The following is a 15737-nucleotide window of genomic DNA, read 5'->3' as shown; positions in this document are numbered from 1 at the left end:
GATTCCTAAAATTTTCTACTTTCATTCCTAGCATTTTAAATTCATTAGTCTCATTTTTACAGGGTGTTAACTTTACCCCGTTAAAAGTACTTTCGTGCGCATACTTAGTTGTTTGGTGTACCGACATCTAAACCATTTAGTTCTATGCCACGTAAACCCAACCCTACTCACTCAGCCTATTACATGGGCTTATTGACAAGTCTTCTTGCTTGGGCAATAGAGGATTATCCCAAAAATAGACCCACTGATAAGAAGTTGCTTCACTGGTTTTCGGAAAAAATTCCCCTTTGTCATCATTTGGGAAAAGTCCCCACTCCTGAAGCTGCAAAAAAAAGTTACAGTAAAATGTGGAATAGCCCGTGGAATTGTTGTTTTGATACAACAACGCTTGATGGCTTGTGTAGAATTTTGGCTATGTCGCTACCGATATGCGATTTTAAGGACTACCAAACTTTCTTGCAGTGGGCAGGTGAGGTTCCCGCAGGGGTTGATGAAAACGAACTCGTACAAATTGCCCAAAAAATGGTGATTCGGGAGTATCACTTTGAAAAAACGAAGGGTATTTTTGAAACTACCGCAGAGAAGAATGCTGGTTTTGAACGCCTGGGCGTTGCTTCATAAACAAGTCAAACTGGACATAAAAGCGAAGGGCGCTGCTGACCCTCAGCAACGCCCCTTTTTTATGCTTTTTTAGGTTGCAACTTTTTGTATGTATATACGGCTGCACCCACTGCTAAAGCAACTGACAAGAGTTTGACGACTTTTTTCATGGCTTTGACGGACGATTTAGAAATTAACAAAACAACTAATTTAGCTCAATTAACGGACTTTCTGCCTTGCTATTGTAGAAAAAATAGCATTTCTGCTTTTTTCTCAATCACATTGCTTTTTGCGCCTGTTTTTACTTTAGACGGGAAAAAGTACAAAAAGGTTTAAAAAAAATCACAAAAATTTTACAGCAACAAAAGTGCCACCTTTTTGGACAAAATTATAGCGTAGAAATACGCATTTTGTTACCGAAAAATAACTTTAGAGCCGTTTTTGTAATTCTGAGAGGTGTTCATCCGTAAAATCGAGGTGGGTCACAAAGCGAACCAAGTGCTTCCCGAACGTTACTGCTCGGATGCCTTGAGAAGCAAGCTGGGCTACGTAATCGGTGGCAAGGATGGTTTCGGGTAAACGAAAAATTACAATATTGGTATCAATCGGGTAAATTTCTTCTACTTCGGGGCGGCCTTTTAGGATCTCTCCGATGGCGCGAGCACGGGCGTGATCCTGGCGAAGGCGCTCTACGTGATGGTCGAGGGCATAAACTCCTGCGGCAGCAAGATAACCCGCTTGGCGCCATCCGCCTCCCATGGCCTTACGAGCTCGACGGGCTTGTTTGATAAACTCTTTACTACCCAACAACAAAGACCCGACGGGGCAGCCCAGCCCTTTGGACAAACAAATACTGATACTATCGAAAACTTGACCGTATTGGAACGGGGTTTCACCCGTTTCGACGAGGGCATTAAACAGGCGAGCCCCATCTAAATGAAGTGCCAAACCATTTTGGGTACAAATGTCTTTAATTGCTTCAATTTCGCTGAAACTATAATAACAGCCTCCGCCTTTGTTCATCGTATTTTCGAGAGAAACTAAGCGCGAAACAGCCGCGTGTACGTCGTCGGGGTTGTTGATGGCATCTCGTACTTGCTGCGCAGAGATGCGACCTTTATCTCCGTCTAATAATTTGACCGAACTAAGTGAGTTGAGCGCGATACCGCCACCTTCGTACAAATAAATATGCGAAAGTTTGTCACAAATTACCTCAGTTCCAGGGCAGGTATGAACACGTATGGCCAGTTGATTGGTTTGGGTTCCTGAACTACAAAAAAGCGCCGCTTCCATGCCAAATAATGTCGCAGCTTTGGTTTCCAACGCATTAACAGTAGGGTCATCGCCGAAGACATCGTCACCGACTTCGGCGATAAACATGGCTTCGAGCATTGCTTTGGTGGGTTTGGTAACGGTGTCGGAACGAAGGTCAATGGTAAGCATAAGAAATTAGTTTGTTGGAATTAAAAAATCAAATCCGTCTAGGTTTCTAATAATCGTAAACAGGAAAAATATTCCTACGGCTAGGAGGACTACCCAGCGGCGGCGAAGATAATGAAACGGGCGGACATCGTCGAAGAGTTCGGCGTACAAAACCACGCCTAAAAGCGGCAGAACCAAGAAAATGAGTGCATTATACTGAAATGCCATACGAAATTCTCCGTGAAGTAGCGCATGAAACGCCCGTTGCCCACCGCAGCCCCAGCAATACAAGCCTGTGGTTTTGTGAATGAGGCAAGGCGGCCCAAACGATTGAACAGCAGGATTGTAGTAAAAATAAAAAACGGTAATGACCAAGGCCATTACCGTCAGGATGACTTTTTTTATCATTACGCTTCTCGAATTACTAAACTTTTGGCCGCTAAATCGTGCAAGGCTTGCTCTTCGGGGTTAAATAATGGCCATAACCACAGCAAAATGCAAAAATGACTTGAGATGTATTTAATCAATGACCGCACCAACGCTTGACTAAACGTAAGGCGTTCGCCATTAGGGCCTACCACTTTAATTTTCATAATCATTTTGCCCAGCGTAGCTTGTTTGGCAGAACTTACCATAAAGGCATCATACAAAAAGGGGGTAAGTAGGCTAAATAAAATAAGGCCGATAAGACCCATTCCGAAAAGACCCATTGCTGCCGCCGTAGCCTCATCAGAACCATCAAATACTCCTGCCGAACCAAGTCCCAAAATAGCGGCTAAACCACCAAAAGGAATGATAATAATACTAAACGCAATACCTAAAATAATACCGTCAATGAGTTGTGCAACCAAACGATTACCAAACCCAGCAAGTGGAAAGTTGTTCATGAAAATAGAGGTTTAGGGATGGAAGAAGTGAACTTATGCAAAGCAAGAGTTTTCTGAACAAAAAACAAGTTTTTATCCAGAAAATAGACAAAAGAAAGCCTATTTAGGGACTCAAAAAAAGATTGTAATAAATGCGACTAAAAAAAGTCAAAAACGCGTATATTTACCCCTAGTCGCATTTTCCCCTACTTTTTAATGGCATTATTTTCCCCGCTAAAAATAGCGTGGGAGCATATTTTTTATCTATTGTTCCATTAAATTTTAGGTGTATGAAAAACGCAATTGTACGTATCTTCGGAGTGTTTGCGCTCCTTTTCATTGTCCATGCTTTTACCTTCGGACAATCTTCCACTCCTTTGGCGGCCAACGGCCGTTTACAGGTAATTAATCGCCAACTTTGTAACGAAGCAGGTACGCCCATTCAGCTGAGGGGAATGAGCTCGCACGGGTTGCATTGGTTCGATCAATGTTATACTTCTTCGGCCTTACAAACGCTGGCCAACGACTGGGGCGCGGACGTGTTTCGGGCAGCCATGTACGTGGACGAAGGTGGGTACATGAATAACAAAGTCGGTCTGCGCAATAAAGTCAATCAGTTGGTCGATTGGTCGGCTCAGTTTGGGATGTATTGCATCATTGATTGGCATATTCTGAACCCTGGTGACCCTAACCTGCACACCGCCGATGCCATTGAATTTTTTCAGTTAATGGCGCAGCAGCACGCGGGTAAAAAACACGTCATTTACGAAATCTGTAATGAACCCAACGGTGTCAGCTGGTCGTCGGTCAAAAGTTATGCCGAGCAGGTCATCCCAGCCATCCGTCAGTACGACCCCGACGCCATTATTTTGGTGGGAACACCTTCGTGGAGTGGTTCGCCAGGTGACGTCCGTTCCAATCCGCTAATGGGACCGAACGCCCACAACATCATGTACACGTTCCACTTCTACGCAGGCTCGCATTATACCCAAAGCTACATCGACGATGTCATCAAAACTGTACCTCTGTTTGTATCAGAATGGGGGACAAGCAACTACTCAGGAAACGGCGGGAACGATTACACCAACGCCCAAAATTGGGTAAGCTTTATGGGAGGGAATAACTCATCGGGCATGAAAATAAGCTGGTGCAACTGGAGTTATTGCGACAAAGACGAATCGTCGGCAGCGTTGATGCCTGGGGCGTGTGGCAACAATGGTTGGAACAATACGAGCACCTCAGGAACGTGGGTCAAAGATAAAATCCTGAACCCCGCCGATAACTTTGGCCCTCCTACGCCTTTTGTGACAATTACGAGTCCAGCCAATAATTCGACCGTGACAATTGGCACTACTCTAACCATCAACGCAAGCGTTGGAAATGCGACGGCAACGGCGGTGGAGTTTTACGATGGCGCTACCAAGCTAGGAGAAGATACAACTGCTCCCTACACTTTAACCCTCTCGAATGTGCAAGCGGGAACCTATACTTTTACGGCCAAAGCACTACTTGCGTCAAGCGGGCCACTGACGTCGTCGCTGGTGCAAGTAACTGCCATTCCTGCTCCCAACCAGCTACCAACGGTGAGTCTGACCGCCCCCGCCAATGGGACGACGTTTACGACACCTGCTACGATTACGATTTCGGCCAATGCCGCGGATAGCGATGGAAGTGTGGCAAAAGTCGAGTTCTACAATGGCTCAACCAAACTCGGGGAAGATACCTCGGCCCCGTATAGTTTTGATTGGAGCAACGTAGCATCGGGAGCTTATACGCTTTCGGTGAAGGCTACTGATAATCAAAATGCTGTTACTACTTCAGGAAGTGTAACCGTGTATGTAAATACTCCTGGCAATCCTTCCGCAGACATTATTGGCCCCGATTGCGTGAGTAGTAACGAAGTTAAAGTGTTTGAGCTAAATTCTATCAACCTACCCAATGCCAACAGTTTTTCATGGTGGTGTACGGGTTCTACTCAAAGCATTACGGCAATGTCGGGGCAACCTTCTAAAGTCAATATTAATTTTGGCCCTAACTTTTCGGGCGGACAAGTGTGCGTTGGCGTCAATTATTCGGCCGCACCTTGGTACAAGCAGTTTTGTAAAACAGTGACACTTTGTACAGGACAACCTCCCGTGGTCAATCAAGCACCATCAGTAAGCGTAACCGCGCCATCCAACAATGCGACGTTTCTGCCACCTGCTTCTATCTCGTTGGCCGCCACTGCTTCTGACGCGGATGGCAGCATCGCCAAAGTGGAGTTTTATAACGGTACTACCAAGCTGGGCGAAGACCTGACCTCGCCGTACGAATTTAGCTGGACGAACGTGGTGGCAGGCTCGTATAGTTTAACGGCGAAAGCGACTGATAACCAAGGAGCAACAACGACTTCGGCGGTGGTTTCGGTTACGGTTACGAATCCTCCCACTTCGACCGCTGAAATTATCGGCGATGACTGTGCCGCCGTTAATTCAATAAAAACCTTTGAGCTCAACGTAGCCAACCGAGCCAATGCTACCAATTATTCTTGGTGGAGTACGGGTTCGGTACAAAGTATGACGCCTACATCGGGGCAGCCTTATAAAGTGACGATTAATATTGGTCAGTGGTTTACGGGCGGACAGGTATGCGTGGGGGTAAATTATTCGGCTTCTCCTTGGTACAAGCAATACTGCAAAACGGTGAGCGTTTGTGCAACGGCCAGAGTGGCTGCGGAGGAAGCAACTCTTTCAGACGCGTTCTTACTTTACCCTAATCCTACTCAGGATGTATTCACATGGGTGTCGGGCAAAAACGTCGAAACGCTCAAAGTATATGATATTTTAGGGCTAGAGCGCGTTGGACTTGAAAAAATAACGCGAGGTACAAAAGTGAGTTTTGGCGAACATTTATCGACGGGAATTTACCTGATTCGGGTGAATTACGAGGATAAAACGCATTTGACCTTAAAAGGAATAAAACAATAAAAGAACCATAAACGGCATACAGCAAGGGCTAGTGTGCCGTTTATTTTTCAACTACCGCATAAAAATCACTAACGCTCCCAGTAAGGTTAACCCTAAAATAACGCGTCGGTAATTGTTGTCTTGGATGATAGAAACGATTCGGATGCCCACAAAAAAGCCCAATACCAGTGAAGGCAGCAGCATAAGATTAAGCTGAAGGGTATCAAACGTAACGTTGTGCCATACCAATACCTGAAACGGAAGTTTGAATAAATTTATCACCAAAAACAACCAAGCGGCCGTGCCAATCAAATCGTTTTTGGAAAGGCGAAGGGCGAGAAAATAAATGGTCGAAAGTGGCCCCGCCAGATTGCCCAACATGGTTGTAAAACCCGTCACAATTCCCATCATCGCGGCAAACCACTTGCTGGTAGGAATAGGAGCCGATTTGCGGTATTCGAGCCAGCTCATTACTCCCACAATAAGTAAGATGACAAAAGCCATAATTTTCTTAAAAACAGCTTCTTCCAACAAATTTCCTATATACACTCCTGACAGTACTCCCAAAATAATCCAAGGTAAAAGTTGCCAAAAATACTTCCACTGGGCGTGGCGATTGTAATAAAAAACGGCCAAAATATCCGCAACGCAAAGCATTGGCAGCACTACCCCCGTCGAGGCTTTCCCGCCAAATACCAAAGCCATGATGGTGACATTGAGCATTTCGACGCCTTTGAGACCGGCCTTGGCCAATCCAATGATGAAGGCTCCTAGAAATACCAAAGCCCAAAGTTGCCACGTAAAAGTCGAAGAGATATCCATTGTTTATCAAACTACGCGTTTAACCGAATTTGCCCAAGCCCTTTTTGCCAATGAAATCATCACGACCGACAAGAAACAAATTCCTGCAATAAAGATAAAAATGGTGGAGGTATTACCCGTTTTGTCAATAATATATCCAAATAAAGGTTCGCCAAGGGCCGCAAAAACGTAAGCGCACATGTTCATCAAACCTACGCCCGTGCCCGTGTAAGTTTGCCCCAACATCTCAGGACTAAGTGCCCAAAAACAGGATTGAGGGCCATAGACAAAAAAGCCAACTGAAAGCATCAAAAAACCGCCTAGAACCAAACTATCCGTTGGGGTAATAAAAACCAGCAATGAAATAACCGCACTGACGGCCATTCCAAAACGAATAGCGTGGATGCGGTTTCCTTTAAAAAATGTGTCAGAAAGAAGTCCAAAAGACAGCGCGCCGAAGGCCATGCCAACGGGTAGCAAAAACGTCACCCAAAGGTTGGCGGGGTTTTCTTTCCACGTTTTGCCCAAATAATGGACGGGAACCCAAAAAATAAGGCCATAACGCGCCATGCTTTCAAAACCGAGTGCCAAGGCCGTAAACAAAAAATGGCGGTGCGACAGCACAGTGCGGTAGCGACTCCACCAACCTTCTTCTACTGCGTTTTGGGAGGCATGTTCTTTGTCTAACGTAAAACCTGCTTGCGAAGGGGTGTCTTTGGCAAAAATCAAAAAAATGGTGGCAGCTACCAGTAACAATAACACTGGAAGGCGAAAAAGCATCCGCCACTCCATGCCTTGCTGGAGTAAAACAATGGAAAGTAGATACGTGACAGCCGATGAAAACCCTGCGGCCATGGTGTAAAATCCGAAGGCTTTCCCCAGCTCGGCTTTGCTCCACCAATTGCTAATAAGCTTACTGCCAGGCGCCCAAGCCATCGACTGAAAATAGCCATTAAGAGCCCATAAAATCAGGATGAGGGTAATGGAGTTGCTGTAACTAATGGCGATGTTGGTAAGTACCGACAAATACGCTCCCGTCGTTACCATAAACCGCGCACTGACGCGGTCAGCTAGGTTGCCGTTGATAAATTGCCCGATGGCGTACCCCAACAGCATCGCAAAACTCACCCAGCCGATGAAAGTGTAAGGGATGTTTAAAGAAGCGGCCATGCCTTTGGCAGCCCACCCGAAGTTGTGCCGACCTGTGTAAAAAAACAAGTAACATAACATGGTTACCAATAGCATTTTCCACTGTTGGCTCCGAAACGATTTGTTCATGAAAAGGGTAAGTTAAGGTTAGTCAATACGAATCCCGACGCGGAGGGGTTTGTGTTTTAAAGCATATTCAAAAGCTTGTTCTGCTTGTGGAAGCGTAAACTCACGAGCGACAATTTGGGCAAAAGGAAACGACTGATGGTGCTGAGAAATAAAGGCCACAGCATTGGCAAAGTCGTCATAATTGTAGTTGTGTAAGCCACGAATGGTAATCAAGCGGCGAATGATTTGTTCGGCGTCTATTTCGATTTTGCGATTTTTAAAGACCGCTCCCACCCACACCGCCATGCCTCCCACGCCGAGGGCTTCGATGCCCGCTTCCATGGCGTCGGGAGCGCCACTCATGTCAAAGACAACGTCGATGGTGTTGTCAATAGTCTGGTGCTGAAGCAAGTACGCTTGATCTACCCCAAAAGGAAGGGCTTGCTGCAAACGGCGTTCATCAATGTCGGCTGCGATGATTTTGGCGGCACCAGCCACTCGGCACATCGCCGCGCACACAACGCCCAGCAGCCCCATGCCCGTGATAAGTACCGTTTTGTGGCTGAGTTCGCCCGCGAGGCGCAACGCTCCTGCCACGGTAGCCACGGCACAATTAATGGTGGCCGCCACGGGAAGGGGCACTTCCTCAGGCAGTTTAAGCAGCGCCGTGTTGGGTTTCAGAATGGTATATTCGGCCAAACCACCGTGAAAACAGTCGTCGTCGGTGACGAGGGCATGGCCGTATTTGAAGGCATTTTCGGATTTTTGGGGCATTCCGCGTTGTGCCATGTCAGATGGTTCAGTGGCTGAAAAAATACTCCACGTAACGACGTCACCCTGACGAAGCGGAGCTCCTGAGTAGTCTTTCCCCGAATGAGCATCGCTTATTTTAACAACTTTCCCGACAATCTCGTGGCCCAAAATCGTGGGCGTTTTTTCTTTTCGTAGGCCGCAAAATGTGTGTAAATCGCTGCCACAAATGGTAGTGTAAAGGTTCTGAACCAAGATTTCACCTGGGCGTAATTCAGGTATTTTTTTGTTCAGCAATTTCATCTCCTGCCCTGGTGCCGTAAACACTACTATCTTTCCCGAATCCATTGTTTGCAATTCCTTTTTTACGAATAAAAGTGAAATCACAAAGGTGGTGTTTTTTGTTTATAGTTACTGAACTTATGTTTATAAAAAGCAAGACCTTCCAAGTTCCCAAAAAACAGCAAGACCTTCCAAGTTTTGAAAACTTGGAAGGTCTATGATTAATTACATACTAAAAAATTACAGATTTAAGCTCCAGCCTTCGCGATAGTCACGTTTTACAAATTGGTTGGCCAAGTCATAATTCGTAATTTTCATGTTTGGCGCGTCGTAGTATAATTTCTTACGGCCATTATATCGGTCAACCGAACGCTTGGCAGTTGGGTTATCGCGCAACATCCAGCTACGGATGGCTAAGTTCCCAATCAAAATACTTTCGGTAAACGGTGCCGCATACTCAAACGGCGAACTTGTTACGCCTTTGCCATAGCCTGCAATACACGCATTTACCCACTGCAAATAGTGGTCTTCGTTAGGAACGCGCGGTATGGTTTCGGGAATGTTGAGGGTTTCGTTGGCTTTTAATGGCAACAAACGTGGCTTCGCGCCGTAGCAGTCGGCCATGAGTTTTCCTTTGGTTCCAATAAAAAGCACGCCACCATCGGAGTTTCCAAAGCTTTCACCTGGCAATAACTCTTCTGGGAGTTCGGGTAAAATTCCGCCGTCGTACCAGCTTACTTTGATGTTACCTTTGCCGTCTTTACGCGGATAATCCAAGTGGATGGATGTCGAAAAGGGCGTCCAGTCGGGATTGTCGTCTTGGGGACGGAGCGTAAACGTCCACGTACCTGCTACGCTACACTCCACCGAAGTGGGATAATCAATTGGTAAAATACGATATACGGGATCCATGATGTGGCAAGCCATGTCGCCGAGTGCTCCCGTACCATAAGGCCACCAACCGCGCCAGTTCCAAGGCAAATAGGCTTCGTTGTAAGGCACTTTTTTGGCAGGGCCGAGCCACAAATCATAATCCAATTCTTTGGGAACTTCGTAGGTTTTGTCAGTCGGAATGGCTTGCGGCCAAACAGGGCGGTTGGTCCACGTCAATACTTTATGCACGTCGCCAATGATGCCCGAATCATAAATTTCTTTCATCCGACGAACGCCATTGCCCGAACCACCTTGGTTGCCCATTTGAGTGACTACTTTGTATTTTTTCGCCGCCATGCCCAAAATCCGCGCCTCGTAAATATCGTGCGTCAGTGGTTTTTGGGTGTAAACGTGTTTGCCCAATTGCATGGCAGCCAGCGTTGCGACGGCGTGCGTGTTGTCGGGGGTAGAAATGGAGCAAGCATCGATGTTTTTATGTTCTTTCGCGAGCATCTCTCTGAAGTCTTTGTAATACGTGGCTTTGGAGAAACGCGTGCGGGATTCAACGGCTTGGCGGTCGTCCACATCGCAGAGGGCGACAATGTTGACGTTGGGACTGTTGGCAAACGACGCCAAATCGCTTTTCCCTTTTCCACCGACACCGATTCCCGCAATGTTGAGCTTATCGCTGGGAGCAACGAAACCTTTGCCTAATACGTGACGAGGAACAATGAAAAAAGAAGTGGCTGCCACCGAGGACGCCTTCAAAAAATCGCGACGACTGTTGGCGTGTGGAGTGATTTTTTTTTCTTCCATGAGAATACTGGTTTTTGGGGGTTTAAGAATTTTCTATACTACTGATTTTTAGTGCAATAGTACCCCCCTTTTCTCAGGTTTTTCTCACTGATTTTCACGGAAGTTTTTCGCAGAAAAAATAATTCTGTGTGCATTTAATCTGTGATTTTCTGTGGGAAAAACCATAGAGAAACTTATCGTTTTTTGATCACAACATCATCCACATAGAAAATCGCTGGCGCAACGGGCTCGTCGGCACCTACCAGAGGTGGATGAGGGTCTTCGTTCGGGGTTTTTCGGTTGGGTAAATCACGGTACGGCCCCGTGCGCAGCGATAAGCGTTCTACTGATTTTACTGCTTCTGCCAAAGCCGCCTTTTCTACCACTTTCTTGCCGTTGATAGACAAGTCGAAAGAGCCGCCCATGAGTTGGGCATTGACCGAGAAGGTTAACGTGTACCATTGCGAGGCATCATACGTTTGGACGATTTTTTCGACACCGCCGTCGGTCACAACGATGTTGCCTTTATCGTCGAAGCGGAGGCGAACGGGGCGGTTGCCGTAGCGGTCGGTGAGGTCAATTTCTAGGGAACCTGTCTTGTTTTGGGCGGGTGATACTGCCAGCGAACATTCGATTTGGGTGCTCTCTTCAAACACCCGAATGGCGCGTGCATAATCATAGGGGTCTTTATCGGCTAATTCGAGGCATTTGCCCTGCTTTTGGGGTGTTGCCACGACCGTGATAGGTGCCCATTGAGGAGCATAAACGTTCCAATCGGGCACTGGGTCGTTATTTTGAAGCGCATTAAAATCGTCGTTGACGTTGCCTTTGACTTCGTACCGAACGGGCGTAGGAATGCGGCTAATCCAAATATCTTCTTTGTTCATGCTGTACGACAGCCACATATCGTTGCCAGGCGGATTGCCGTTTCCTTCCTCCATGCCCCGCATGTAACAAGGGCCAAAATCTTTCCAACGGCCAAAAAAGCGGCGCGGCGGCACTTCGCCTTGTACCAAAAGCATATTGTCGAAAATAGCCCCATCATCGCCCGTAATAATCACGAGTGGAAAGCGATGTTCGTCCATTTCAATGGGGTTGTAGCAAATGGCATAACGCCCGTCGTCGGTGCGTTGGCCCCATTGTTTGCCGCCTGCCATGGTCAGTGTAGGCACTTTGACAGGCGGAGAAAATGTGATTCCTTCGTCCTCCGAAAGTGCAGCTTTTGAGCGTTTCCAGAGAGCTACTACTTTGCCATCTTTTCGATGATAATACGATAATGCCTGAATATCAAGCGATTTATCGAGGTTGTTTTTGTAAAAACCGTCCAAGCCGTTGTCTTCTTCTCGCCACTGGAGCGTCATGAGTTTATCGCCTAAGAGCGCATGGCAAGCCTCCACAAACCCTTGGTCGGTTGATTTTTTGTAAAAAGGATAAGACGTGTTTTTCTCGCCCCACTGAGTGCCATCAACGGCCTTATGACTGCTGTAACGAATGAAGTAAATCGGCCCATACGTCCCATCTTTGTAGGCTTCCCGAACCACTCGCCCGATGCCGCCTTCGCGAAACGGTTCTTCGGCATGGGCATAAAAAGCCAAGACTAGCAAGCGGCCGTTGGGAGCAGTATAAAAACCCATTCGTTGGTGCATCATGTAACCATCAGAGCCTTTGGGGATTTTAACGCCTTTGGGAGCGACGTACGGTGGAAAGACCACCGTAGGTTTACCCCATGTTCGCCCATCTTTGGAGGTGACGACCAAGGTTTGGCCAGGGGCGATGTGTTCATCAACGGGGTTGCTGAGGTATTGTTGGTAAAACGTGTTGTTCCAATAACAAATCGTAGAAGCGTGGTTGTACGTCCAGCCAAAACCATCGGCCAATTCGGGGTGCGTACGATTGACGCGTACCGTTTGCCGACTTTCTACCCCGATGGCATACCGCAGCCGTCCTTCGTGGACTTGTGGGTCGGCGCTGATGCCACCTACGTAGCGTACGGGCTCATGGACGCTGCCCGTTTGGGCGAAAGTAGTGGATAGTCCGATACCAAGTATCACAGCAGTCAAACACAGTTTTTTCATTCCTCTCAACAGTCTTTTTTAGAGTACGTTGGAGAAGGAGATTTGGGCTAAGGGAGGTGGGGAATTTTGGGGTAAAAGATTAGGTTAAATGTAAAAAAATATGTTTTCTTTAGTAACTTGCTTTGGAGAAATGCCTAAAAACAGCCTTAGCGAGGTGATATATTAGTAGAATTTTGATATTGTGAACAAATTGAACTCATTAAAGTAAAAGCTACTATTTATGGCTCCAGAGGAGCTAAATCTTAGTAGAAAGAATGAATCAGGTGTGAAAAGAAGCCCCATCTGGGTGACATCTTTTACCGAGCGTCAGTCGCCTCGATGGGGCTTGGGGGGGGGAGTTGTTTGCCTTTTTCTACCAAGATTTCGCATCTCTGAGGCTATTATTGGGTATTTAAGCCGTATTTTGGAGAGAAATAAAGAAAATGTGTTTAAATTAATGGCTGTTTATTACCAAAAGTACGGAGCATTAAAATGGAGAGATACAACAAAGAAGTTAAAATAGATGCAATTTGGAATGAGGAAAAAAGCGCTGCTTTGAAAGACTTTATTATGGCTCATTCGCAGGCTCAGTCAAAAGAACAAAAGCTAAGAAATGAGCTATTAACAATACAGTACAAAATTGAAGATTACATAGAATCCGAGAACATGTCTGACCCATTAGGGTGTTAGATTTTGTTAAACTGTACTTCAAAATGTTTAACATTATTCAAAAAAAATAGCAGATTTATTCGAGATGAAAGATAGCAATATTTATAAGTATTTAGTTGGAGAAAAAAAGCTTAACTACAGCCTTGTATTGAAACTAAGTTCGTTTTCGCACTTAAATTCAGAATATTGGCTAAGGATAGAAGTCAAAAACGAATTGATTGAGATTAAAAAAGAAATAAATTAAAATAATAGTCATAAGAAGTGTAACTACCGTAATTTGTTGGTTATTGCTCATAATTAAGGGTTGGTGGCGAGGTATTGTCGAATATATTTACTTAAAAATCAAAAAAACTTGTATTTATTTAAGTAAATCTAAAAACAAATGCTTATATTTGAGAGTAAAACCAATACACTAAAAGTACAAATTGATACTTTAATAATCTTAATAATAATTAAAAAAATGAGCGATTTTAGTGCTGCATACCACCTTAAAACGAGCAACAAACAAGATGTTTTAGATTTGTTCGAAAGAGCTAAACTTACAGGGTATACTTTTGAACCTGTAAATGGATGGACGACATTTGTAACAGAAATTGATGGGTTTACTTCAGACGTTAAAATAACAAATGTAAACACTGGAATTCTAGTATTTTTTGATCGAACAAACGATTTTTTAGGTTGGGGTTTTGAAGTTTTTGAAAATGAAACTTTGATAGGGGAATATTCAATTCACGCTGATGAGGAAAATCTACACATAAAAAACACTACTAATAATACAGTATTGTCAAAAATTATCGACTCATCCAAAATTGATATACTAAATAAGCTACTTAATCCATCAAGTATAAAAGCTGCGCATGAAAATGGAGATTATGAGTTTGCAAATCTAGTTGGCCTAGAAAATATTGAGTGGATTTCATTCATGCAAATTGATTGTAATCTAGAAGAGTACGAAGTAGAAAGGGTATAATGATGGTACATTTCTAAACTTTATCAGAGATATTTGTGAAGGAGTTTACTACCAATCCAATTATTAGATTGCAAAAACACATAAAAAAGCCCGCGCCAATTATTGACGCGGGCTTTTTTTATGCAATTAGAAAAACCTATTTCTTAGGAGCCTTGTACGTAATTTTATACAACGTCCCGTTCAAATCGTCGGTGACGTAAATCGCGCCGTCTGGCCCTTGGGCAAGACCTGTGGGGCGGTGCTGAACGGGGCCAGTTGGTTTGGCGAGGTCAGTGCCCGCAAAATTATCCGCAAAAATCTCCCATGGTCCTGAAGGTTTGCCGTTTTTGAACGGTACAAAGGCCACCATATACCCCTTTTTCAAAACAGGCGACTGCCCATGGAAGGCGATAAACGCACCGTTTTTGTACTTGGCAGGAAACATTTTACCCGTATAAAACAAAAGTGCGTTGGGGCCAAGGTGAGCAGGAAAATCGGCTACGGGATTAACGGCTTTTTCACCTCCCGTTTTCTTTCCATCGCCACCGTATTCGGGGCAAAGGATTTTTTTCTTTTGGAAAGGGTCATAATAGACGTAAGGCCAGCCCGCGTCGTCGCCTTGGTGGAGTTCGTACAAAGTTTCGGCGGGGAGTTTTTCGCTATCTTGAGGCGTGTAGTATTGCGGGAAATCTTCGTGAAACTTGCCACGTCCGTGCATGAGGGCAAAGAGCGAATTGTTAGCTGAGTTCCAATCCAGACCCACTACGTTTTTTAAACCAGTCGCGTAGCGAATTCCGTCGCTGTAATATTGGTTCAAGCGGTCGGTTTTGAAACGCCAAATTCCGCCGATGGAATCCAGTAGCGGACAAGGCATGATGCCCTGTTTGGTGCCAGGTTGTTTGCAAGTTTCATCGTAAGACCCAACGTTGACATACACGTATCCGTTGTTATCGACGGTGAGGTTTTTGGCTTCGTCGCGGCCACGGGCTACGAGTCCTTTGACGATAAGTTCGGGATTGTCGTAGTCGATAACTTCTTCTTTATCATTGAGTTTGTAGCGATAAACACTCGTGGCCGACGATGCATACAAATAGCCGCCTCGGATGTACATGCCTGAGCCTTTGTAATTTCCGAAGCCTATTTTTTCATCGATAACGCCGTCACCATTGGTGTCGCGGAGGCGGTAAATCGCTTTACCGTCTTTGAGTTTGTTGATTTTGACGTAAATGTCACCGCCTTTAGAAACGGCTAGGTGCCGTGGTGTCTCCAAATCTTCGGCCAAAATAGTGGCCGTAAAGCCCGCAGGAACTTTTATATCGGCGGCGGCCAAGGTTGGTTTTTTAGAGGGACGTGGGGAGGGGCCGCTTTTGTAAGACACAAGCGTAGTGGCAGCGGTCAAGGCTGCGGCCACCGAAAGGGTTCGTAGATAAATACTCATAAGGTTACCGAAAGGAATTTGGTGTTTATTCTAGAT

The 15737-nt window shown here is 45.5% G+C and carries 13 protein-coding genes; 4 read left to right on the top strand and 9 right to left on the bottom strand.

The window, feature by feature from the left end; all coding sequences use genetic code 11:
- The first annotated feature begins 144 nt into the window (after nt 1–144).
- Nucleotides 145–621, top strand: coding sequence for a hypothetical protein (locus K339_RS0119790; protein ID WP_028525152.1), 477 nt, complete (start codon nt 145–147; stop codon nt 619–621).
- 408 nt (nt 622–1029) lie between these two features.
- On the opposite strand, the gene K339_RS0119775 is transcribed toward K339_RS0119790, so the two are convergent.
- Genes K339_RS0119775 through K339_RS0119765 form a run of 3 tightly spaced genes read right to left on the bottom strand, consistent with a single transcriptional unit; the run spans nt 1030 to nt 2909 of the window.
- Nucleotides 1030–2043, bottom strand: a complete 1014-nt coding sequence (locus K339_RS0119775) for a threonine aldolase family protein (protein WP_028525151.1) — start codon at nt 2041–2043, stop codon at nt 1030–1032.
- A 6-nt stretch (nt 2044–2049) separates the two neighbouring features.
- Nucleotides 2050–2430 (bottom strand): DUF2752 domain-containing protein, encoded by a 381-nt coding sequence (locus K339_RS34250; protein WP_051398130.1) that lies wholly within the window; start codon nt 2428–2430, stop codon nt 2050–2052.
- Nucleotides 2430–2909, bottom strand: coding sequence for an RDD family protein (locus K339_RS0119765; protein WP_037301153.1), 480 nt, complete (start codon nt 2907–2909; stop codon nt 2430–2432). The genes K339_RS34250 and K339_RS0119765 overlap by 1 nt, the downstream gene beginning before the upstream one ends.
- Before the next feature lie 269 nt (nt 2910–3178).
- On the opposite strand from K339_RS0119765, the gene K339_RS36125 reads away from it, so the two are divergent.
- Nucleotides 3179–5854, top strand: coding sequence for a cellulase family glycosylhydrolase (locus K339_RS36125; protein WP_051398129.1), 2676 nt, complete (start codon nt 3179–3181; stop codon nt 5852–5854).
- Between the two features lie 51 nt (nt 5855–5905).
- On the opposite strand, the gene K339_RS0119755 is transcribed toward K339_RS36125, so the two are convergent.
- The 5 genes from K339_RS0119755 to K339_RS0119730 form a co-directional block, all read right to left on the bottom strand.
- Nucleotides 5906–6655, bottom strand: a complete 750-nt coding sequence (locus tag K339_RS0119755) for a sulfite exporter TauE/SafE family protein (protein ID WP_028525149.1) — start codon at nt 6653–6655, stop codon at nt 5906–5908.
- A 6-nt stretch (nt 6656–6661) separates the two neighbouring features.
- On the bottom strand, nt 6662–7912 hold the full coding sequence (locus tag K339_RS0119750) for an MFS transporter (protein WP_028525148.1): 1251 nt from the start codon (nt 7910–7912) through the stop codon (nt 6662–6664).
- A gap of 18 nt (nt 7913–7930) precedes the next feature.
- Complete coding sequence (locus K339_RS0119745) at nt 7931–8989, bottom strand: zinc-binding dehydrogenase (RefSeq protein ID WP_028525147.1); 1059 nt, start codon at nt 8987–8989, stop codon at nt 7931–7933.
- Between the two features lie 174 nt (nt 8990–9163).
- Nucleotides 9164–10612, bottom strand: coding sequence for a Gfo/Idh/MocA family protein (locus K339_RS0119735; RefSeq protein ID WP_028525146.1), 1449 nt, complete (start codon nt 10610–10612; stop codon nt 9164–9166).
- A 173-nt stretch (nt 10613–10785) separates the two neighbouring features.
- On the bottom strand, nt 10786–12666 hold the full coding sequence (locus tag K339_RS0119730) for a sialidase/neuraminidase family protein (protein ID WP_037301151.1): 1881 nt from the start codon (nt 12664–12666) through the stop codon (nt 10786–10788).
- A 220-nt stretch (nt 12667–12886) separates the two neighbouring features.
- Here K339_RS0119730 and K339_RS34240 point away from each other — a divergent pair, with 220 nt between their 5' ends.
- Both K339_RS34240 and K339_RS0119715 read left to right on the top strand, forming a co-directional pair.
- Nucleotides 12887–13168 carry a hypothetical protein gene (locus tag K339_RS34240; RefSeq protein WP_037301150.1) on the top strand — a complete coding sequence of 94 codons (282 nt, stop codon included), beginning with the start codon at nt 12887–12889 and terminating at the stop codon, nt 13166–13168.
- A 528-nt stretch (nt 13169–13696) separates the two neighbouring features.
- Entirely contained in the window at nt 13697–14284 is a 588-nt protein-coding gene (locus tag K339_RS0119715; protein ID WP_028525143.1) for a hypothetical protein, read from the top strand.
- A 136-nt stretch (nt 14285–14420) separates the two neighbouring features.
- Here K339_RS0119715 and K339_RS0119710 read toward each other — a convergent pair whose 3' ends face one another.
- Nucleotides 14421–15701 carry a PQQ-dependent sugar dehydrogenase gene (locus K339_RS0119710; protein WP_028525142.1) on the bottom strand — a complete coding sequence of 427 codons (1281 nt, stop codon included), beginning with the start codon at nt 15699–15701 and terminating at the stop codon, nt 14421–14423.
- Between the last annotated feature and the right edge of the window lie 36 nt (nt 15702–15737).

This window comes from Runella limosa DSM 17973 (assembly GCF_000482465.1).
Taxonomy (GTDB): Bacteria; Bacteroidota; Bacteroidia; order Cytophagales; family Spirosomataceae; genus Runella; species Runella limosa.
This window is presented reverse-complemented; position numbering and strand designations above follow the sequence as displayed.